Annotated in this window: 13 protein-coding genes and 1 pseudogene; 4 read left to right on the top strand and 10 right to left on the bottom strand. The window is 42.5% G+C overall.

Annotation, left to right across the window (positions count from 1 at the left end):
* Nucleotides 1–12: 12 nt before the first annotated feature.
* Complete coding sequence (locus QUD05_RS21065; protein ID WP_289797769.1) at nt 13–1,833, top strand: ABC transporter ATP-binding protein; 1,821 nt, start codon at nt 13–15, stop codon at nt 1,831–1,833.
* A gap of 339 nt (nt 1,834–2,172) precedes the next feature.
* Here the strand turns inward: QUD05_RS21065 and QUD05_RS21060 are convergent, their stop codons facing one another.
* Entirely contained in the window at nt 2,173–3,129 is a 957-nt protein-coding gene (locus tag QUD05_RS21060; RefSeq protein WP_289797768.1) for a hypothetical protein, read from the bottom strand.
* Between the two features lie 533 nt (nt 3,130–3,662).
* On the opposite strand from QUD05_RS21060, the gene QUD05_RS21055 reads away from it, so the two are divergent.
* Nucleotides 3,663–5,768 carry a M3 family metallopeptidase gene (locus tag QUD05_RS21055; RefSeq protein ID WP_289797767.1) on the top strand — a complete coding sequence of 702 codons (2,106 nt, stop codon included), beginning with the start codon at nt 3,663–3,665 and terminating at the stop codon, nt 5,766–5,768.
* Between the two features lie 224 nt (nt 5,769–5,992).
* On the opposite strand, the gene QUD05_RS21050 is transcribed toward QUD05_RS21055, so the two are convergent.
* The 6 genes from QUD05_RS21050 to QUD05_RS21025 form a co-directional block, all read right to left on the bottom strand.
* Nucleotides 5,993–6,793 carry a DUF928 domain-containing protein gene (locus tag QUD05_RS21050; protein ID WP_289797766.1) on the bottom strand — a complete coding sequence of 267 codons (801 nt, stop codon included), beginning with the start codon at nt 6,791–6,793 and terminating at the stop codon, nt 5,993–5,995.
* Nucleotides 6,794–7,094: 301 nt separating this feature from the next.
* Nucleotides 7,095–9,437 (bottom strand): CHASE2 domain-containing protein, encoded by a 2,343-nt coding sequence (locus QUD05_RS21045; RefSeq protein WP_289797765.1) that lies wholly within the window; start codon nt 9,435–9,437, stop codon nt 7,095–7,097.
* Nucleotides 9,438–9,611: 174 nt separating this feature from the next.
* Nucleotides 9,612–10,580 (bottom strand): DUF1822 family protein, encoded by a 969-nt coding sequence (locus tag QUD05_RS21040; RefSeq protein ID WP_289797764.1) that lies wholly within the window; start codon nt 10,578–10,580, stop codon nt 9,612–9,614.
* Nucleotides 10,581–10,870: 290 nt separating this feature from the next.
* Nucleotides 10,871–13,618 (bottom strand): CHAT domain-containing protein, encoded by a 2,748-nt coding sequence (locus tag QUD05_RS21035; protein WP_502911405.1) that lies wholly within the window; start codon nt 13,616–13,618, stop codon nt 10,871–10,873.
* 345 nt (nt 13,619–13,963) lie between these two features.
* Entirely contained in the window at nt 13,964–14,614 is a 651-nt protein-coding gene (locus tag QUD05_RS21030) for a sigma-70 family RNA polymerase sigma factor (RefSeq protein ID WP_289797762.1), read from the bottom strand.
* A gap of 136 nt (nt 14,615–14,750) precedes the next feature.
* Nucleotides 14,751–15,179 carry a DUF4363 domain-containing protein gene (locus tag QUD05_RS21025; protein WP_289797761.1) on the bottom strand — a complete coding sequence of 143 codons (429 nt, stop codon included), beginning with the start codon at nt 15,177–15,179 and terminating at the stop codon, nt 14,751–14,753.
* Nucleotides 15,180–15,798: 619 nt separating this feature from the next.
* Between QUD05_RS21025 and QUD05_RS21020 the strand changes: the two genes are divergently transcribed.
* Nucleotides 15,799–16,083 carry a peptidase gene (locus QUD05_RS21020; protein WP_289797760.1) on the top strand — a complete coding sequence of 95 codons (285 nt, stop codon included), beginning with the start codon at nt 15,799–15,801 and terminating at the stop codon, nt 16,081–16,083.
* Nucleotides 16,084–16,295: 212 nt separating this feature from the next.
* Here QUD05_RS21020 and QUD05_RS21015 read toward each other — a convergent pair whose 3' ends face one another.
* From QUD05_RS21015 to QUD05_RS21005, 3 genes are all read right to left on the bottom strand, one after another.
* On the bottom strand, nt 16,296–17,672 hold the full coding sequence (locus QUD05_RS21015) for a DUF2330 domain-containing protein (protein WP_289797759.1): 1,377 nt from the start codon (nt 17,670–17,672) through the stop codon (nt 16,296–16,298).
* Nucleotides 17,673–17,697: 25 nt separating this feature from the next.
* Nucleotides 17,698–18,525: an RnfABCDGE type electron transport complex subunit D gene (locus tag QUD05_RS21010; protein WP_289797758.1), complete on the bottom strand. Its 828-nt coding sequence runs from the start codon at nt 18,523–18,525 to the stop codon at nt 17,698–17,700.
* A gap of 241 nt (nt 18,526–18,766) precedes the next feature.
* Nucleotides 18,767–19,933, bottom strand: a complete 1,167-nt coding sequence (locus QUD05_RS21005) for a calcium-binding protein (RefSeq protein ID WP_289797757.1) — start codon at nt 19,931–19,933, stop codon at nt 18,767–18,769.
* Between the two features lie 496 nt (nt 19,934–20,429).
* On the opposite strand from QUD05_RS21005, the pseudogene QUD05_RS21000 reads away from it, so the two are divergent.
* Nucleotides 20,430–21,109 (top strand): annotated as a pseudogene (locus QUD05_RS21000) (polysaccharide deacetylase family protein).
* Nucleotide 21,110 lies beyond the last annotated feature (1 nt).

The raw sequence follows: 21,110 nt of genomic DNA, 5'->3' as shown, positions 1-21,110 counted from the left end.
ACGGTGTGCATCATGGCTAAATTTCAAGATATTGTCAATTACTTTCGCTCTGACTGGAAGCTGAGTCTCTTTAGTATCGCAGCATCCAGCGTTTACGAAATTATTGATTTAGTTGTTCCTTATGCGATCGGGCAGATATTAAACGTTTTGTCTGCTCAACCTTTGGACAAACCACTTCAAAGTGCGATCGCAACTTTTTCGGACATCACTAATTATCCAGTTACTAAAACTCTATCTTTGAGTTTATTGCTGGGTTTAGTTTTCCTTGTCACTGTAGTGAGAGCGCCAACACAACCTTGGTTAACCCACTGGTTTCATTGGGATATAACCTTAAGGTTGCGTCGGCAGAAAGCCCAAACAGCCATAGAAAAAATTCTCACTCTTCCACTAGAATTTTATGATGAAAATAACCCTGGACGCATCGCTGGAAGAATAGCTAGAGGTATCTCTAACCACACTTTTACATACCCTGAAATTGCGGGGCAGTTGATTCCTAAACTAGTTCGGGTGCTGGGAATTTTCGTATTTATCTTAGTGATTGAGTGGCGAATTGCGATTTTATATCTGATTTCCTTTGTGCTTATTCTTAGCTTTACCTTGAAAGATTTAAAGCAGCTAATTTGGCACGAAACTATTCTGGATAAATATGGAGAGGATACTGAAAGTCGCAATTCGGAACTGATCACCAACATCAAAACGGTGAAAGCATTTGCCACAGAAGCTAACGAACTGAAGCGGCAAAAGCAACGTTTGGATCGCGAATTAATGGTGGTTGAGTATCGTGTCCACAAAGGTTATACGAAACTGGCTACTTGGCAAAGAACTGTAATTCAGTTCTGCGTCTTTACTATTCTGGGTATGACTCTCGCAGCAACCGCAGACGGAAGAATTTCTCTGGGTCACTTTGTTATGACTTTAACTCTTTCTAGCATGGCTTATGCCGAATTAGAACCTATTAGCAATTTGGCAGAAATTTTTGCCCGTCGTTATTCTTCAATGTTGCGGTTTCACGAATTTCTCCAAGAGCCAACTGCATCTGATTCAGCTAGTCTTTTAGAAGAGAGTAACCAGACAGAATCACCTTATAAATTTACTGGAAAAGTCGAGTTATCACACGTCAGTTTTGGATATGATCCCAACCGTCAAGTTTTGCAAGATATCAACTTGTTGATTGAGCCATACCAAACAGTGGCATTAGTGGGGCGTTCCGGTTCTGGTAAGTCTACTTTAGTGAAATTGCTGTTGCGATATTTTGAACCTCAATCAGGTCAAATTCTGATTGATGGTCAAGATATTCGCACTTTGAATGTAGGTAAGTATAGACGAAGGCTAGCGATCGTTCACCAAGAAGTAGACGTTTTCAACGGTACTATCTTGGATAACCTGACTTATGGCAGAACAAATGCCAGTTTGGAGCAGGTTAAGGAAGCCTGTAGAATTGCCAGAGTCGATGAAGTAGTGCAGCACTTACCCCAAGGTTATTACACCGTGGTGGGAGAACGAGGTGTCAGGTTATCTGGAGGACAAAGACAACGCTTAGGAATTGCTAGGGCGTTGTTAGTGGAACCAGACGTGCTGATTTTTGACGAAGCCACCTCTAGTTTAGATTATGAGTCTGAGCGTTCAATTCAGCTAGCGATGCGATCGATTCAGGGCACTTGCACCACGATTGTTATTGCCCACCGTTTAAGCACAGTACGGGAAGCAGATAAAATTGTCGTTCTAGAGCAAGGAAAGATTGTAGAAGTGGGTAGCCACGACGAACTCTTGCGTCACGAGGGTATTTACCGCCGCTTGCACTCCCTGCAAGAAACAGGAGAACTTCTGAGTTAGGCGACATACACATTTGGGATTTTGGATTGACCCTACAAATTAATCTGCTTGATTAAATCGACCTTATTGCCAATAAAGTCGATTTTTTTTCCAATTGTCCAGAACAGTATTTTGTACAAGACTGTTTGACTACTATACAAAAAAAGTTTCACGATTCTGATTTTTGAAGAATATTTCAGATAAAACCCCGAACAAATGGGCTTTTGAGTCTCATTATGTTTTCAGAAATCAAATTGAAGTCCTATAAGTACAGCTTTGCGTAAAATCATGGCAATTGAGGGTTGAAATTTAAACGCAAAGGTACGCAAAGAATTCGCTAAGAATTAATGAAATGTTGTACTAAGATTTGCTCTTACCTGATTCTTTCTGTGCCGCCTCACTATATTTTTTATATAGTTGAGTACGAATCTTAGCTTCTTGATAACGACTGTGGGTTTGTGGTACTGTACTCATTAAATCTGAAGCCCGTTGCCACTTAGCAGCAATCTCTAACCACTGAGTTGAGGTTGTAGCTGTTTTTCCAGATGCAGAGGCTTGGTTGGCAATTCGCACAGATATTTGAAATGGATCGTCAGATGGCTCAGAAAAGCTATTGTTAGGAGAGCGAGATGGTGTTTGGGCTTTCCTCTCGTTAGTATTTTCTGTAGTTAAAGATTTGGAACTTTCTGGTTGTATTAGGTTTTTCAGTTTATTACCTAGCTGGGCATAAACAACCCAACTAAGCAACAACAGCGAGCATAAACCAGCTGCTGCTAATATCTTTGTTTTAGGTTTATTTTTGTATTTTTCTTTGTTAATAAGTACTAAAGGACGAGAGACTTGAGTTTTAGGATAATTTGGTTTTCCTAGTTCAGCTTGAGCTTCTGTGAAATCTTTAATTAATTGCTTTAGAATACTTGGCTGAATTAATGTAATTTCCTGTGACCAAAGCAATTGGTTTTCGCGATCGCTATCTATTTCTTTTAACCACAGCAATTGTTGTTCTCGAACAATCCGACTATTGATCTTAACACGGCGAATGTGACGCGGGGCGATAGACTCAAGAATTTGCTGGATTTGTTCTACCAGGGGAGATTGCTCTAGTTGCTCTACTTTAGCTGCCTCGCACAGAATTTGTAAGACACCATCAGAAAAAATGGCTCTAGTTCTGACACAAGACTGGGCTAGCTTTTCGTTCAATAGCTGAATAATTGCCGCAACGCTGCCTTGGTGAGCTTGCCAAGCTATATCGTTTATCCGGTCTACCACCTGAAATTTAGTGATAGCTCTTCCACCCTGACTGATTAACGTATTCATTAATTTAGGGACTCTTTTCTACTGACCTTGATCTTGTCTTCGATTTTACGAGTAAAAAGATGAGTTGCCAAATAATATCATAAATATAGAAATATAGAGCCTTCTTTTGCGGTTTGTAAGGAAGCTCGCTGATGGTCAGTTGATTTGTACGCTGCCACATTTTCAAGATGTGGAATTCTTCGGTTGAAACTGCGCTTTCAAGGTAACGCCTATGCTGACGGACGAGTTACCTATTTGATATAGTACACGATCGCGTCTTTTTGCGTAGGCGTAGCCCGCCATAGGCATCGCCTTTAGTCAGAGTCAGCTAGGTGAATACACTCTGTTCCCGATGCAAAGTGCCTATGATATGCGATCGCAAAGTTCATAAACTAAACAAAATAATCATATCAGGATACTTTTGTGAGGAATTATAGTTTTTTTTACCTTTTTGCCACAGTGACAATAATAAATAGCACAGCGATCGTTACATTAGAAGATATATAAATAAAAATCAACAATGATTTTTTTTCGTTCGCAGTTCACACAAAATCATGAGTGCAAGTACCATTATTTCCGATAATCCCTTACTCCAAGGCAATGGTTTACCTCCCTTTACAGAGATTAAACCAGAACGAGTAGTACCAGCCTTCAATCAGTTGCTAGCAGAACTTGACCACCAACTTGCCAGCTTAGAGGCTAGTGTACAGCCCACTTGGAGTGGTTTAGTAGAACCCTTAGAAAAGCTGACAGAACGGCTTACCTGGAGTTGGGGGACGGTAAATCATTTAATGGGTGTTAAAAATAGCCCGGAACTGCGCGAAGCTCATGAAATCGTACAGCCACTAGTTGTACAATTTATCAACAAACTCGGTCAAAGCCAACCCATCTACAATGCTTTTAAGGCACTCCGTAGCAGTGATAGTTGGGCAACTTTAGAATTAGCGCAACAGCGCATTGTAGAAGCCGCCATTCGAGATGCAGAACTTTCTGGTGTTGGCTTAAAAGGAGAGGCAAGAGACCGTTTCAACGCCATTCAGATGGAGTTGGCAGAACTTTCTACTAAATTCTCTAACCATGTACTTGATGCCACGAAAGCCTTTAGCTTAACCCTGACAACAAAAGCAGAAATTGACGGTTTACCACCAAGTTTAGTGAGTTTAGCTGCCCAAGCTGCACGAGCCGCAAAAGAAGAGAACGCCACACCAGAAAATGGCCCTTGGCGCATCACTTTAGACTTCCCCAGTTACGGCCCTTTCATACAGCACAGCACCCGTCGAGATTTGCGTGAAAAGCTCTACAAAGCTCATATTACTCGCGCTTCTAGTGGCGATTTAGATAATAATCCGTTAATTGTGCGTATTTTGGAGTTACGGCAAGAACTCGCAGATATACTTGGCTTTAAGAGTTTTGCCGAGTTGAGCCTTGCAAGTAAAATGGCTCCTAATGTTGAGGCAGTCGAAGCACTATTAGAAGAACTACGCCAGGCCAGTTATGATGCTGCTGTCAAAGACTTAAAAGAACTCCAAGCTTTTGCTGCATCTTATGGAGAAGAATATCAAGATTTAAAACATTGGGACATCAGCTTTTGGGCAGAACGCCAACGAGAAGCAAAATTTGCCTTTACCGCTGAAGAATTACGTCCCTACTTTCCCCTTCCCCAAGTGCTAGATGGCTTGTTTGGGCTTGTTAAGCGGCTGTTTGGTGTTACAGTAACCCCTGCCGATGGTAAAGCTCCAGTATGGCATGAGGATGTCCGTTATTTCCAAATAGCCGATGAAACTGGTTCTCCCATCGCTTACTTCTACTTAGACCCCTATAGCCGTCCAGCAGAAAAACGCGGCGGTGCTTGGATGGATGTATGCATTAATCGTGCCAAAACTGAAAATGGTGCAACTGCCATCCGGTTGCCTGTGGCTTATTTGATATGTAACCAAACTCCCCCAGTAGATGGCAAGCCGAGTTTGATGACTTTCTATGAAGTAGAGACTTTGTTCCACGAGTTTGGTCATGGATTGCATCACATGCTCACCAAGGTTGACTATGCTGGAGCCGCAGGCATCAATAATGTGGAATGGGATGCAGTGGAACTACCCAGTCAGTTTATGGAAAACTGGTGTTATGAACGACCCACTTTGTTTGGCATGGCTAAACATTACGAAACTGGAGAAGCCCTACCAGAGCATTATTATCAAAAGCTGCTAGCGGCGCGTAATTATATGAGTGGTACTGGTATGTTACGGCAAATTCACCTTAGCAGTATTGATTTAGAACTACACTACCGCTATCGTTCTGGCAGCAATGAAACTCCAGCAGATGTGCGTCATCGCATAGCTAAGACTACTACTGTTTTACCACCACTTCCAGAAGATTCAATGTTGTGTTCTTTTGGGCACATTTTTGAGGGTGGTTATGCAGCAGGTTACTACAGTTACAAATGGGCTGAAGTCCTTAGTGCTGACGCTTTTGCCGCTTTTGAAGAAGCTGGGCTAGAAAATGAAGAAGCTATAAAAACTACAGGTCGGCGGTATCGGGATACGGTGCTAGCACTCGGTGGTAGCAAGCATCCAATGGAGGTGTTTAAAACTTTCCGGGGTCGTGAGCCAAGTACGATCGCTTTGCTCAGGCACAATGGTTTAGTAAGTGCAGCTGCAAACTAAACAACACCTATGTAGAGATGTTGCAATACAACATCTCTACAACATTAAATATTGGCTTAACTAAACATTATTTTTTAGTTTAGGACTTACGCAAAAACTCTCTGAAACTCTTGTTCCTTTGCGTCCTTCTCTAACGAGACGCTGTGCGAATGCGTCCTTCTCCCAAGGGGAGACCTAACGCGAATGCGGTTCGTTTTTTCATGATTTTGCGTAAGTCCTGTAGTTTAAGGTGTTCCTGGAAGAATCGGTTCTCCGGCAACATCATCTAAGCGGATGCTGCCTAACAAATTTCGCCACTCTGCTTTCAGGGCTGCATCTTGAGGATTTTGTTGACGCAGTTCAGCCAACGTCGTCAGTGCCTCGTACCATATCCCATTTTGGGCATAGATAGCATAGCGCTTTATAGGTTCTGCTGTTTCTATTTCTTTGACTGTTGGTTGACTCAGGTTAACTCGTTTGATTACCCCTTCAACAAAAGTTGGGGGCGAGTTCTTTTGCTTGTCACAGTTAATTGTGAAAAACCAACGGTATTGTGTGTCTACTGCTAAAGCGGGAGCATTGCTAGGCAAAGAAACGCGGATTACTCCTGGCTTATCCGATAAAGCGATCGCTTTTTTGTATACCTCGTTAGCGTCTGGATCTTGCAGTACAAATTCAACTGTATATGGCGAATCTTTGGTATATGGCACATAGAAAAACCAACTTGGATGTTCTACAGTTGTTTGTCCCCAGACATTAATCACTGAGTTAGCTTCCTCAGTAAAGGGTACTAAAGCAGTCAAGTCAATTTTAGTTGTAGGACATCCAGTTTCCCCACGCTTCGCTCCACCACGAACGCGACCTCCAGGAGGGGAGCCAGCTGGAATTGGAGGTTGATTAAAGGTTTTCGCTTGAGCAAGGATCGTTTTAGTATCAGAGCGATTAGGGGTTGGTTTCGCCAGTACTGGAGTCAGACTAACTGATAAATTTGTACAGCTAAAAGCTACTACTAAAAACAGTTTTATCGGTTGTGAATTTGAATTCATAGAAACCTGACCTCATAGGATTTTAGATTTTAGATTTTAGATTTTAGATTGGGCATTTAAAAGAGGCAGAGGGACAGAGGCGAAAGACTTACTGCTACTTCTCCTCTGCTCCCCTGCTCCCTCGGTTACTGAGCGTAGTCGAAGTATGCTCCCTCGGTTACTGAGCGTAGTCGAAGTATGCTCCCTCGGTTACTGAGCGTAGTCGAAGTATGCTCCCTCGGTTACTGAGCGTAGTCGAAGTATGCTCCCTTGCTCCCTCGGTTACTGAGCGTAGTCGAAGTATGCTCCCCTGCCCCTGCTCCTATTCCCCATTTCCCGCCCGCGCTTTTGTTTTTGAATTATTATAAATTGACATCAAAACCCCCATAGCTACCAACGATAAAGCCGAGGGTACGAAAGGCACCCAAGCACCCGAAATGAACAGACCAAAGCAAACTACATACAAAACGCTAGAAGTAACACCGATTGACAATGCCAACCAGGGTAAGGAAAGCCTGCGCCAAGCCAAGACTCCCCCAATCAAAGACCAGCCCCAAATCCAGGCGACCTCCGCCCACCATGACCAAGCCCGCAGCAAAGGCCGCCCATCCTGGACTGCACCAAGGATCTGGCTGACCATGTGAGCTTGTACCAGTACTCCTGGCATTTGCTCATCTAAAGGAATGCCATAAGGTGTAGGCCAGGTGTCTGGAGAATCGCCCTTTGCAGTCACACCAATGAGAACAATTCGGTTTTTGATGGCGTTGGGGTTAATTGGACTAGATAAAAATTGCGTTAGCTTTACCTGTTCGGCTATTTCTTTTGAAGAACGATAGTTGAGTAAGATTTGACCGCCATTCGCATCAATCTTCTGATAGCCACCAGTACGAGACTTCAGATTTGGAAAAATAGTCTTACCCAACTGCAAATTTCCTTCAGGGGTGAACTTTGTTTGAATTCCTAAAGGGCGCAGATAAAGGGATGCTAGTTGTAAACTGAAGGAATATTCAGCAGAACACAATGATGTCGTCTCCTGACTCATGAACAGAAGATGCCGACGAATAACTCCATCGCGATCGTGAATAAAGTCACTGAATCCCAGATTTCCTGGGGGGATTTCTGGTGGCGGCTTAATGCCTTTGATATTTTCTGAGCGATCGCTCCCCTTGCATACGCCAACCAAGTTATGAGTTTGCTGGAGACGAGTAATTAAATCTGGCTCTTTGGCCTGAAAATCACGGTAGATATCCAAGCCGATCGCGCGGGGTTGGTACTGATTCAGTTTTGCTAAGAGTTTATTGAGAGATTTTTCGGAAATAGAAGCTCCGATCAAGTACTCGCCATTTTGTCTTTGAATGGCTAAATCGTCATCGTCAATTGTGATGATCAACAGTCGGTGATCGAGAGCTTCGGCAGGGCGCGATCGCATCATCAGGTCAAAGGCTTGAATCTCTTGATTTTCTAGCAATCCCACCAATCTCGCGCCAAAAACCAAAGCTGTAATTGCCAAGCTGGATAATACAGTTCTCTTAAATTTGCGTCTGTTAGACAAAGGTAAACTTGCTTGCTCTTCCTCTTTAGATTTTGTAGACCTTAATTCATCCCAAGTCGGTGGTATCTGCGCCGGATTTTGGCAAATTACTGGTAGCCAAGTCGCACAAGGAAATCTATCTTCAAGTCCTTGCAAGCGTTCCCGCGCTTGGCGTACCGCTTGATATAAAGACTCGCCACCAGCAAAGCCTTGGAGAAAATATTTTAAAAACTCCTTCGCAACCTGGTCTGGGACGGGTTCGCGCATGACAATTATTTGAGGAATTTGCAAATCAGCCAATTCTCGCGCTAACCCCAATCCATCACAGGAGTTGAATATAGCTAATTGCAAACCGTTTTCAATGGCTTTTTTGAGAGCGTACTTTAACTCGCCAATGGTAAGACTATCAGTTCTATTCAGGTAAATTCGTCCGCTTTCCCCATTTTTGTTGCTAGAACTGTGTCCCGCAAAGAAGAGAATATCCCAGTTTTTTCCCCAGAGATGGTCAGTCAATTCCTTACGTTGTGGTTCTACCAAAAAGCTCACTTCTGCGTTACTACACTGTTGCAGTAAAGCTCGATCGGCTTGGGTGTCAATCCCTTTACTATTGCCCACAATTGCCAAAATATTGACTAATTGATTGAGAGTGCGTGGCTTTTGAGTGCGATCGTAAGATGGTGAAGAAAGGGCAATTTCAGCTTTGGGATAGCGTTCTAACAAGTCCCAAAGATGCCAAGGTAATAACTGCAATTGGCTATTTTCTGTTTGCAGAATCACCCGTACTTCGTCGCTAGACGATAATCTTTCTAACCATTTTTCCCTCAACGGGCGAAACTCCTCTGCTCGCAGCCAGGTATTAAAGCGTGCCCGCAAAATATGAGAAGCGTTTTCGCAGTCTTGCACCATCGATACATTCGTCACCTGCATTTTGTCAGCATGGAGGCGATAACGATTGCCTATCTGCCGATAACTAGACTGCCAATGACTATAATAGAGCGGCATTTCCGGGAATGAAGGGAGCCTCCCGGTGATTTCGGTTGTAGCACGCTCGTGTTCTTCACCAATTTGGAGGGTGACAGCAAACCCCTGTTCAAAACTACCCTCTCCAAATTTGATCGCCACTAATTTACCCATAACCGTCGCTATTTCCCCATGCAAGATCGTGCCCTGTTCTAATGTCCGATCACAAGCGTCTACAGATTTTTTTCAAAATCCCCAAAAACTGGCTTGGATTTTTAATTTTTAATTTTCAATTAATGAATTATCACTTAATAAATTACCGACAAAGAAGGAAGATAGCTACATATTTCAAATTCGGAAATATTCGGTAATACTGGTATTATCCAAGGATACCCTAACACTAAATTGCTCTGTAGGTTCACCACGAAACTGCAACTGAATATAGTTGTCTGATTTTCTCGATTGAGCATCTAGAAATATTGCTCCTGAACTATCTATAACAGTGAGATGAACTCCTGGTGGCAAGTAGATTTGATTTCCAGTGGCGTGCAATTGGAGATGAATACTAGTTTGTTGATCTTTTTCGGGGCTGATTTCTACAATCAACATCACAGGTTGGTTGTGGATTTGGATACCTAAATCAATCACTTTTGCCCGTTTAGTAATTGATTCTGGTTGTTTGAGGGTATCTAATTCCAAAGTTTCAATACTGCGAAAGGCATAAGTTGGCATGAGTTCTGGCACGTTCCACAGCGATTCAATAGTCTCCCAACCAGTTTCAAAGATACCAGCAAACCATTGACTCAAATTCACTAATGAATTAGGTGGGGATTGGCGCAGTTCCCAGATGTGGTCAATAAACGCTTCCAATGGTTGCAGTTGCGCTAAAGGAACTGTTTCAGTGGCTACAGTAGGGATAAAACCAAGCAGCCTTGCTTCTTCGAGCGATTCATCAAATTGAACTATTAAATAACCCACCCGTTCTTCCCAAGTTTCTGGAGGAATAAAACATATTTGCTGATGCAGATGGACAGGGCGACACTCCAGACGGCCAATTGAGGGCAGTTCTAAATCAGCGATATCCCCACAAAGGCGCATGATGGGGTTCCAACTGTCACTAGCTTGAAGATCGGTAGGAATATCCATCATTTGCAAGTAGTCATTCACCACCCATACAGCTAAAGTATTCAGCCGGACTTGCTCTGCTTTTTCAAGATTTGGTTGCTGGTTAGCAAATTGCTGGGCAGTTATGCGGGCTGTTTGGGAAATCGGCAATGTTAAAGCGACATCATCTAGCTGATAGGTGGAGTTATTCATAAGTCAATTTCTAGGGATCAATGCTGCTATGTATATATCACCCGCATTCAATAAATTTATGCCACAAAACTGAATACTGGAAAAAAAACTGAATACTGGAAAAAGAGAATTGGGGACTGGGGATTAGGTAAAAATATCCCATAAAATTAAAAGATTGTATATTGAAATGATCTGGGAGATAGAGATTTTGAGTATTTATACTTCTATGAAGATAGCCTCAAACTGCTAAAAGCGGTTTATCAACTAGCAGATAGGTTGCCAAATTTTGAGCCGACAATTTGAGCGTTCAATCACAACCAATTACCAATCAATATATAGGCAGACCAAAAGCTTGGCGCTCTGTAGTTGGGATGTTTTAGCAGTTGTAGTTGGGCACGATGGACTGCTTCGGCTTTGGTGATTTTGCCACTCTTGAGTTCTCGATAGAAGGCACTAACAAACATCGCTGTTGATTCATCATCAATTTGCCACAGGGAAGCGATGGTACTACGTGCCCCAGCACGGACAGCTGCTCCTGCTAGACCGAGTGCTGCACGGCTGTCTCCTGTTGCTGTTTGGCAAGCACTCAAAACCAATAATTCTACGATGGTTTTACCCTGACTGTGAAAGAGAGTATCAAAATCTTTGACATTGATCTGACCATCGAAATCTAAAATAAAAGTGTCTTCAAGGCGGGAGCTAAACTGACCGTGGGTTGCCAAATGCACTATGTTGAATGAAGTAGCACCAATTTCACTTTCCAAATTCTTTTTCTTAAAATCGCCATCTAATAGGCTGGTTGTCGAAACTCCAGCTTTCGCAATACCGTCAAATTCAGATTTGATCGCCAGCAATGGTGCAAACTTGGGAAATCCTGGCGGTGGCTGAGTCAGTCCTGCGGTTAGCGCTCTCAGTTGCTGTTTTACCAGCGGTTTTGGGTCGAGGAGTTGCAGACCGACACTCAGAGCGATCGCATATTTCTCTACTAAATATTGTTTACCATCGTAGAGAGCTGCCATTGGTAAATTGCGTAATGGCCCATCTAGGACGAACACTAACGTATCGACGCCACTTTGTTGCAATTGTGACTCAATAGGTTTAAGTAGCCAGTTGTAAACTTCTTGCGATTGGGTTTGGACGATCTTAGTAGCAGTTGGATTGACAAGATTTCTTCGCAGTTCTATTAAAAGGTTCTCTACTTCGGCTTGGGAAATCTTGGTACTGTAGCTTTGCAAAGATTGTGTAGGAATTTTGACAATTACCTGGAGTTCGTCACGAAGAATAATTGGATAAAGGATGGCAGCCTTGGAATTATCTTTCTCTACTACTCGATCGAGGGCTACTTTCTGACCTTGCAGACAAGCTTCCTGAAAGAAGTCGTCTAATTCTGCTAGTTGGAGTGCTTCAATCCGTTCGCGTGCTTTCTCCAATATTTTTTCATTTGGTTTTCCTTTTTGGGATTGCAGTAGCAACTCCACTGACTGGCGGTAAACGGGTTCTACACTGTCCCGGAAGTCAAATTGCACATCTTGGTTCACGACATCTTTATTGACTACTAAATCTTTGCGGAGAGACTCAAGAGTGTCTACAGCAGCATCATAAGCGGCGATCGCACCATTAATATCTTTTTGTGCCCAAAGCAATCTACCTAACTGCCACTCCAAGCTATAGGTAATTTCTGAGGCATTGCTACTCTGTGCCAAAGCTAATCCTTGCCGGGTCAGGTCTTGCGCTTCTGCCCACTGTCTGGTTTCTTCGTACAAGCCGCCTAAACTCTTTAGAGCATAAGCCTCTGCCCGTTTGTCTTCTAAACTGCGGGATTGCTGGATGGCACTAGCGAGTAATTTTGCTGAGTCTTTTGTACTTAATCCTGAGTAAGAACTCTGACTTGATGCTTGCAATACACCACTCTTGACTTTGGCTAAACTTTGTGAATAGTTAACGTGAGCGTAAATACTCGCACGGCTGAGGGGAAGTTGCTTGAGGTGGGACTCAATGGACGGCAAAATAGTTTGCACCTTTGCCCATTCTTTATCTTTAATCAGTAGTCCCAGGTGATTGAGTTGTGCTTGAACTTTTGTGAGGGGTGAGGGAGATACTGCAACTGTTTGTTGATAATAGGCGATCGCCTGTTCCTTTTGGTTTTGTTTACGGGCATTATTCCCCAAGCTGAACAGACTAGCCCCAATATCAGCGCTTGATTGGAGATTTTGAGCAATTATCAGACTTGCTTCTAAGGCTTTGCGTGACTTTTTCAAATCGCCCAATACCAAAAGGGCATCACCGAGCGATCGCAAACTCACTGTTTTTTCTCTAGAATCTGGTTGAGATTTTAACGTCTTACTTATTCGATCGAGTGTTTTGAACGCTCGCGGGTAAAATCCTTGGGTGCGCCACGCTTGTGCTTGATTGATTAGCGATCGCACCACGCCACTTTGATTATCTGCTTGTTTGTAAATTTCTTCTGTCTGCTGCCAAGTTGCCAAAGCCGCCTCAGACTGTCCCATTGCCAATTGCAGACGACCTTGAATATCTAATGATTGGGCAAATATTTGCAGATTTTGGTTTTTATCCTGTCCTTGGAGTAAATTTAAGCTTTCTGTAATTGCCTGCTGCGCCTGACTCCATGCACCGAGTTGCTGGTAAGCTAGGGAAAGATTACTCAGTGTCACTGCTAGTGCAAGGCTCTCCCCTTGCTGGTCACTGAGCAATGCCGAAGTGTGCTTATATATTTGGACAGCCTGTTGTAATACTTCTACAGCTTTGGCAAATTTGCCATTCCTGTATAAAACTTTGCCCTGCTGTAGGAGTGAAGCGGCATCAGTGGGCACAGCCAGCGATATTGTACTATTTATTGGCAGTTGGGATAAAGAATTGATTGAGCTAGGAACTTTTGCTAGCACTGGTGAACCGACAATGCATAGCAAAGCGATCAAAAAGTACAAAGGCAAACGTAAACAGTGAGCTAGTGCAGTGAGCCAGCGCGTCCTTGCCGTTTCTCTACTCCTGCTTTTAAACTTTAGAGAATTTGCGCCAAAAATCCTAGTTGTTTTAGCCATAAGCATGACGAGAGGTAGGTGATAACCAGAAACACATAGGATGAACTATAGGCTAACAGGGTAATGTTACCATTCCCATCCCTCAGCAATCTTTGAGCTTCCACAATTTTCTGATTTATGGCGATCGCGGTGAAACTTGATTAGCAAAGTATAGTTAAAAGGCGATCGCTAACCTTAACCAAAAACCCGCCGAAACAGTACTGAGTAAAAAGTAAAATTAACTAGGTCTAGACATGAAATCAATTCCGAGGATGAATACCTCGGCTGAAAACGGGAAGATTCATCAGTACTACTTCTGACTCAGCACTGGCTCGACCGTGGCTAGCTATTCGTTAACAGCACCGATCATAATAATCCCTCCAATTCTGCAAACTTACGCAAACGCGGTAAACATTGGCGTTGATAAAAACTGCTTAATGTCGGAATTGACAACCCAAATTCCTCAGATAAATCTTTCCAGCTAACTTCTGGGGGTAAGCGTTTGATAATTAACACCTGACAATTCACATCTGGACGCCCTTTAATGTAAGTACCGCGCAGTTCCCCATCCGAATCTGTCTTCGCCCATATCTCCAACTCTTCCAAAATTGGAGGTGCTTGGGGGGTAGCGTGTAGGTTATCTACAGGATCGATGGTTTCACTTATTCCACCAGATGTAGACTGACGAATTCTCAAAGGGACTGTTGTGGCTTGTTCTCGGTTCTGCTTAAGGTAAAAGTCTTGTAGTCTCCGTTTTAGGTAAGCATTCAGCCAGGTGATCACACTGCCATAATTTGGATCGTAGATTTGACCTGTCAAACCTTCACAAACATTACGACAGAAATACAACCAAGTTTGTTGTAGTGCGTCTTGATAGTAGGGAGTAGTTTCCCTCCAGAGTCTACTTGCTGTCAAGCGAATAATTTGCGTGAGCAGCTTCTGACGCTGAGGGCTTCCAGGTTGGTGTCCACAGGCTTCTATAACTAAGCGGCGTAGCTGTTCATCGAATTGAACCATGACAATCTTGGCGAAGAAAGCAAGAATATCTTAGTATTGCGTATAACAACACCCGAAAGAATTACCTTTCGTCAAGATACTAGTATCTTTTTAAAAGGCGGTGGTGCATTCAAGTTATTTTAAATGCATATTTTAGTTAAGTTTTTGAAACAGCAGTAATAGTTTTTTCTAATGATTGCAATGCTGTCAATAATTTGCCTTTTTGGGGTTTAGAAGCTTTAAGTTCTCCTGTAATCTGATCCATATTTGTCTCTATAGTTTCATAATTATTACGAGATTTAACTTTGATACCGTCTTCAACTTCTTTCCAAGAATCCTCAAATTTATCAAATTCTTTTTTAGCTTGAACAAAGTTGCCAGATGTAACTGCGGCTTTAGTTTTGGATACTATAGTTAGTAAACTACTATTACCTGTAGTAGATGTTGTCGCCGGGGCTGATGCTACGCTAGGATTAGGAGTCACCGCTGGGGTAGTTTGGGTAGTAGCTTGTTCGGGACTGTTACAGCCTACCAAAGCTAGCAAGCTGATACCTACAACGCTCGACATTAGTTGAAAAAACTTCATTGTAAAACTCCTTGATTAATTATAGGACTTACGCAAAAACTCTCTGAAACTCTTGTTCCTTTGTGTCCTTCTTTAACGAGACGCTGCGCGAATGCGTCCTTATTCCAAGGGGAGACGCTAACGCGAATGCGGTTCGTTTTTTCATGATTTTGCGTAAGTCCTGAATTATTAAAATCTAATTGATGAAAGAAAAAAGTCTCATATTTGCCAGTATTAACAGCAACATTTATAGAGATAGTCTCTACTAGCTAAATATATCATTTAATCCTATACTTATTTCTATAATAAGTTTCAAAAGCAAAAAAAGGTAACATAAGACGGGCATTTGATTAATAATTTTTTATACAGGAGATAACTGCTTCCTTTGCAGGATAAATTGGCGGCTGTAAGCATCGAAATTTCAAGCCATATTGGTTTAAATTATCCCATAAGAGACTTCCAAATAAAAAATATCCCAAATTCTCTTGTAGTATGGGTGTCCTCATCCGTCACATATTCAAGGCGGTCAGGATGCCCACCCTACAAGATGGATAATTTATTTCTTGTCAGTTCCTAATTCCGCAAAGCCTAATTTTAATAACCACTAGTATAAAATAATAATCTTTCTGGAGCAAAGACTATGAAACGAGCATTTCGCAAGTATCACCGCGCGATCGGTATCATAATTTGTCTACCTTTAATGTTAACTGTATTGACTGGTATATTGACAACTATTGTTAAGGAATGGTCAATTAGTACTGGGCTTTCTTCTAGTTTGCTGTTAAGAATTCATACAGGGGAAATCTTGCATTTAGAAGCAATTTACCCAATTTTTAATGGATTGGGATTGATTGGGTTGCTGGTGACAGGAATAAGTATGTCTGGATTATTAAACCGTAAAAAACGGAGCGACCTCAATAATTAAGATTAGCTTATTCGAGATTTGAGAGGTTCGGTGAAGAGTACTTACAACAATACCTTAATTTTTATCAAATGATAAAAATTAAGGTAATAAAATTATAGTATATTTCAAGTTGGGGAGTTACACTAGCTAACTCTGTCACCAAGATATAAACCAGGTTTTCCTTCTGAATTCTGCTGTATCAGATTTGATTTTTATCTTACTCCCCACTCTCTTTAATATAATCCTAGCCAGGATAGGATATTTTCCCACCAAGAATATCTCAGATTACCTACACTCAATTTCATTTTGTTGCGAATATCTTGGATTTTCCAGTTGGTTAGTTTAGCTAGAGTTTGCGCCTCTTGTTCAAAACGTTTAGGTAAAGACTGCTTATATTGTCTACCAGCCTGACATTTGAGTTCCCCTTGGAACGGATGTTGCAAAACATAACGTCCTTGGAAAGATTCACTGTTGGCTGTTTGTTGAAATATCAAGTCTTCAGGGAATTTGTCGCGGGTATAGCGAACATGCAAGCGAGAGATAAAAACGTTACTTCTAGGAGAGGGACGACGAAAGCTGGGGGTNACTGGCACATTACTTGGAGAATTATCATCTAGCCAAAATACACCTGCTTGCTTGAGTTCTTCTGGAGTCAGGGGTTCGGCAGAACAAGGATCGCAACTACCCATATCCCAAGCGTATTCTAAAAAACCAACTTTCCTGTCTTCTTTGGTGTAGATAGTTTGAAACATGGATTTGTAGAATTCACCAAATTCATCTTTGACAAATAAGGGAATATTCGCGTCGGAGGGAATTTTTACCGTCCGATAGTTAGTGATTTCTGCCTGTCCTTGGGGCGAGAGAATGTAGACAATTAAATCCTGCTCTGTCTTAGCATTGATCATGCCCAAACGAATTGGCAGCATGAATTTAGGTGATTGGTAGGAAATTTGTAACGGACGGAGAAACTGGTAGCCAGATTGCTCGAATTTATCCAAGTTGACTTTAGCAACAAAGAATTTCATTGAGGAGCGAATATAAGGCTGAAGTAACTGTTTCGCACCTCTGGGGATTTTGTAGCCATTGCGTTTAAGCCAAGTTTCCAACCCACCAGATTCTTTCGCACTGAGGATCACAATATCGTATTCGCCAACGTTAAAACGTGCTTCAACCGTCACACCCAAACTAGCATCGTCCCTTGCACTTCCCGCCTCACTTCTCGCTGCTGCTGGCGCTGGTGCTGCTGATAACTCTCTTTCGTAAACTGGGGCACAAGGATCTGGGTCAAAATATTCTACCAATCGCGGCGCACTAAAAGCATCTAGCCGCTCGATAATCTTGGGTTCTGTGACGCGAACTTGTTCTTTTTGCAGCACTGTTGGCACTGGTACTACCATTGCAAAATCTTTGACTTCGCCTTGAAAATCGTTTGCCATTGTCATGATAGTGCGATCGCCATCCCGCGCGATCGCTACCTGAGAAGCTTTGTTATACAGTTTTGTATCAGCTTTGGCTACATAAAATCCACAAAATGCCCAAGCTGCGGGGGCAAAGCACAAAACAGCTACAATTGCTAACAATAATGGTGTTAAAAGTCGAAAAAACTTCATTATTTTATACCTCTATCTTTTTGAGTTAGGAGTTAGGAGTTAGGAGTTCTATCTCTGCTTCCTGATCTTTTTCTCGCCAAGTAAACCTTGGGGCTAACCAGAAACCATCTAGGAGGATACTCAACGGTGCAAGGGCAAACAGCGCCCAGAAAACTGCTGTGGAAACAAAGAAATAATTTCGCAGGATAAAGGTTAATCCGGCGATGCAAATTGCCCAAACTATACGCCCAATTCGGGAATTGGGAATCGATCGCGGATCGGTAATCATAAATAGGGCGAACAGCAGCAAAGATCCACTCATCAATCGATGCCAGTAAACATCCCAAGTCCAACCCAGCCAGAAATTGCGAATGGCTTCTAGCAAAGAGTAGGAACCCAAAAAAGCTGCTGTGGTATCCCAACGACCAATGCGCTGCAAAATCATACCGCCAGTACCGAGAAATAATAGCCCATACCACCACTCTTCACCCCATTGTCCCGGCGAAACCCAAGCATCCGGGGTGAGAATTAAGGCAGATATGATGCCAAAGTTGGCGGGATTGAAGAAATGCTTATCGCCGACTTGGAAGATAAATTTGCTAGCGATCGCAATTGCTGCGGCTATTGCCATTGTCGTCCAATGGTCAGCCCGCAACAGTAAACTCAGTCCCAGTGATGTAATTAAAGCACTGCGAAAATTTGCTACTTGTTCTTTGCCTGTTACCCATGACAATATCCATTGAGTTGCTAGACTTGTGGCGATCGCTACCGCAATTAACTCTGGTCGCAGCGTCCAATCTCGTGTACCGATTCCCAAGACTAGGAACAAGCCCAAAAATAAAATCTGATAATCTCGTATATCTTTTAGTAACATCAACCCTTAATTCAGGGATTCCCCGTAGATTTGTCATCAATCTAGACGAGAGATAGGTAAAATAGCATTGCTGTTACAGATTTTGTTACAAAATAAAGCATTGACAGACCAAAGCGATCGCTCTGATGTTAGAACCTTTGATGCCGAATTTTGATGCAATACCCCAAGTAAAAATAGCCAAAAAATAGAGTGCGATCGCACTCTATTTTTGAAATTAATTGATGCACAAGCTCAATAGCAATTACACCAGCACAATGTCTAGATTAGTACTAAGACCAGAGGGTTTGTTCTCGATGGTCGCGAATAGGCTTCCATTGTAGGATAAGTTTCCATTATTGTAGTCGTAGCTGAACTGGCTGTTAGAGGTAGCGCCAAAGCCATACTTAGAAATCTGGATTTTGTCACCCTCTTTCCACTCAAAGTCTTTGATAATGTCAACGCCTTCGTAGAAGCTATCGAAGACAAATGTATCTGCGCCAGCACCGCCATACAGTACGTCTTGTCCGCTGCCACCTTTTATGTAGTCATTACCAGCCCCAGTGATGATTGTGTTATTTGCGGCACTACCAATCACATTGTCATTGCCGCTCCCGGTTATGATGTTCTCGAAGTTGAGAATGTCTTCGTTATAGAAGCCTGGGAAGGATGCAACACCAGTTGCCAGGTTGTAAGTGCCTCCACCATTCCAGTATGTGTAATCAACGGTGTCTATACCAGCACCACCATCCATGTAATCATCGCCACCACCACCACTAACTGTATCGTTACCAGCCCCAGTGATGATTGTGTTATTTGCTTCACTACCAATCACATTGTCATTGCCGCTCCCGGTTATGATGTTCTCGAAGTTGAGAATGTCTTCGTTATAGAAGCCTGGGAAGGATGCAACACCAGTTGCCAGGTTGTAAGTGCCTCCACCATTCCAGTATGTGTAATCAACGGTGTCTATACCAGCACCACCATCCATATAATCATCGCCACCACCACCACTAACTGTATCGTTACCAGCCCCAGTGATGATTGTGTTATTTGCTTCACTGCCAATCACATTGTCATTGCCGCTTCCGGTTATGATGTTCTCGAAGTTGAGAATGTCTTCGTTATAGAAGCCTGGGAAGGATGCAACACCAGTTGCCAGGTTGTAAGTGCCTCCACCATTCCAGTATGTGTAATCAACGGTGTCTATACCAGCACCACCATCCATGTAATCATCATCACTGCCACCGCTGATTATATCGTTACCAGACCAACCTTTGAGGGTATCTTCGCCACTATCGCCGTAGATACTATCATTGCCAGAACCCGTCCAGATAAAATCATTGCCCTCATAACCAAAAGCCTTTACATCATCGGAAGTCAGTTGGTTGTAGTAGTCGTTGCCAGAAGTTCCGTTGTAAGTGAATACCATGAGAGATCATCCTTAATTAAAATAATTGTGAATGTTAACTAAGTAAGCTGTGTTGTTCGCACGCGTTATCAGCTTCTATATTTAAGTAATCAACATCATTCTGTAAGATTACGCAAAAAAAAGTTTTTATAATCTACAACTATGTAAAAAAATATAAAGTAGGATAAAACCCTTTTACTTCTTGCACTTGCTTGATTCAAACTACAAATTTTGACACCGACCTAATGGGTGTTAGCTTTGTTTTAGCGGCAGGAAAAAGCGACCAACATGTATTTCATGGCGATCGCTATGAGATGTTTACTTAACTTCGCAAAAATAAAATATGAGTTCTATATATTGAGTAAGGGACTTCCAAATAAAAAAAACATCCCAAATTTTCTTGTGAGATGGACATCTTGCTCGTACTAGATTTAGGGCGGGCGAAACGCCCACCCCACAAGATGGATAATTTAGTTCTTGTCAGTCCCTAAGTAGACAGAAAAAACCAAAATATGTGATGCAACTTGCTCCCCTGTTCCCAATTTTCTACCGCATTCTCCAGCCGAGTTTTCCCAACTGTCTTTGGACTGGAAATTCTCATGCTAAAGCGATCGCACTCACATTCGATGATGGGCCACATCCGCAATACACACCCGAAGTCTTGGCAGTGTTAGATCGTTACAAGATTACAGCGAGTTTTTTTGGTTGGGTGTTTGCGTCAACCGTTCACCAGCCATTGCTAAAGCCGTTAGCGATCGCGGACACTGGATTGGATTGCATGGCTACGATCATCGCTCTTTTCCTATGCTTTCCCCAAACGACCTAAAGGACAGTTTAGAAAAAACCCAAGCTGCCATTTACAATGCCTGCAATCTGCAACCTGAACAAGTGCGAGATGTTCGCCCCCCCAATGGTTTCTTTACACCCGTGACTTTAAAATTGTTCTTTCAGTGGAATTACCGCCCAGTAATGTGGAGTGTTGTACCAGAAGATTGGGTGCGGCCAGGTGTCACTACTGTGGTACAGCGAATTATGCAACAGGTCAAAAATGGTTCAATAATTGTCTTGCATGATGGTGCTTGCGGTGGACAAGATGTTGCTGCGACAATTCAGATTCTTATTCCGCAACTGCTAGAACAAGGTTATAAGTTTGTAACTGTTGATACTCTATGGCAGCAAACTAAGACAACCCATTGAT

Source organism: Nostoc sp. GT001 (assembly GCF_030382115.1).
Taxonomy (GTDB): domain Bacteria; phylum Cyanobacteriota; class Cyanobacteriia; order Cyanobacteriales; family Nostocaceae; genus Nostoc.
This window is presented reverse-complemented; position numbering and strand designations above follow the sequence as displayed.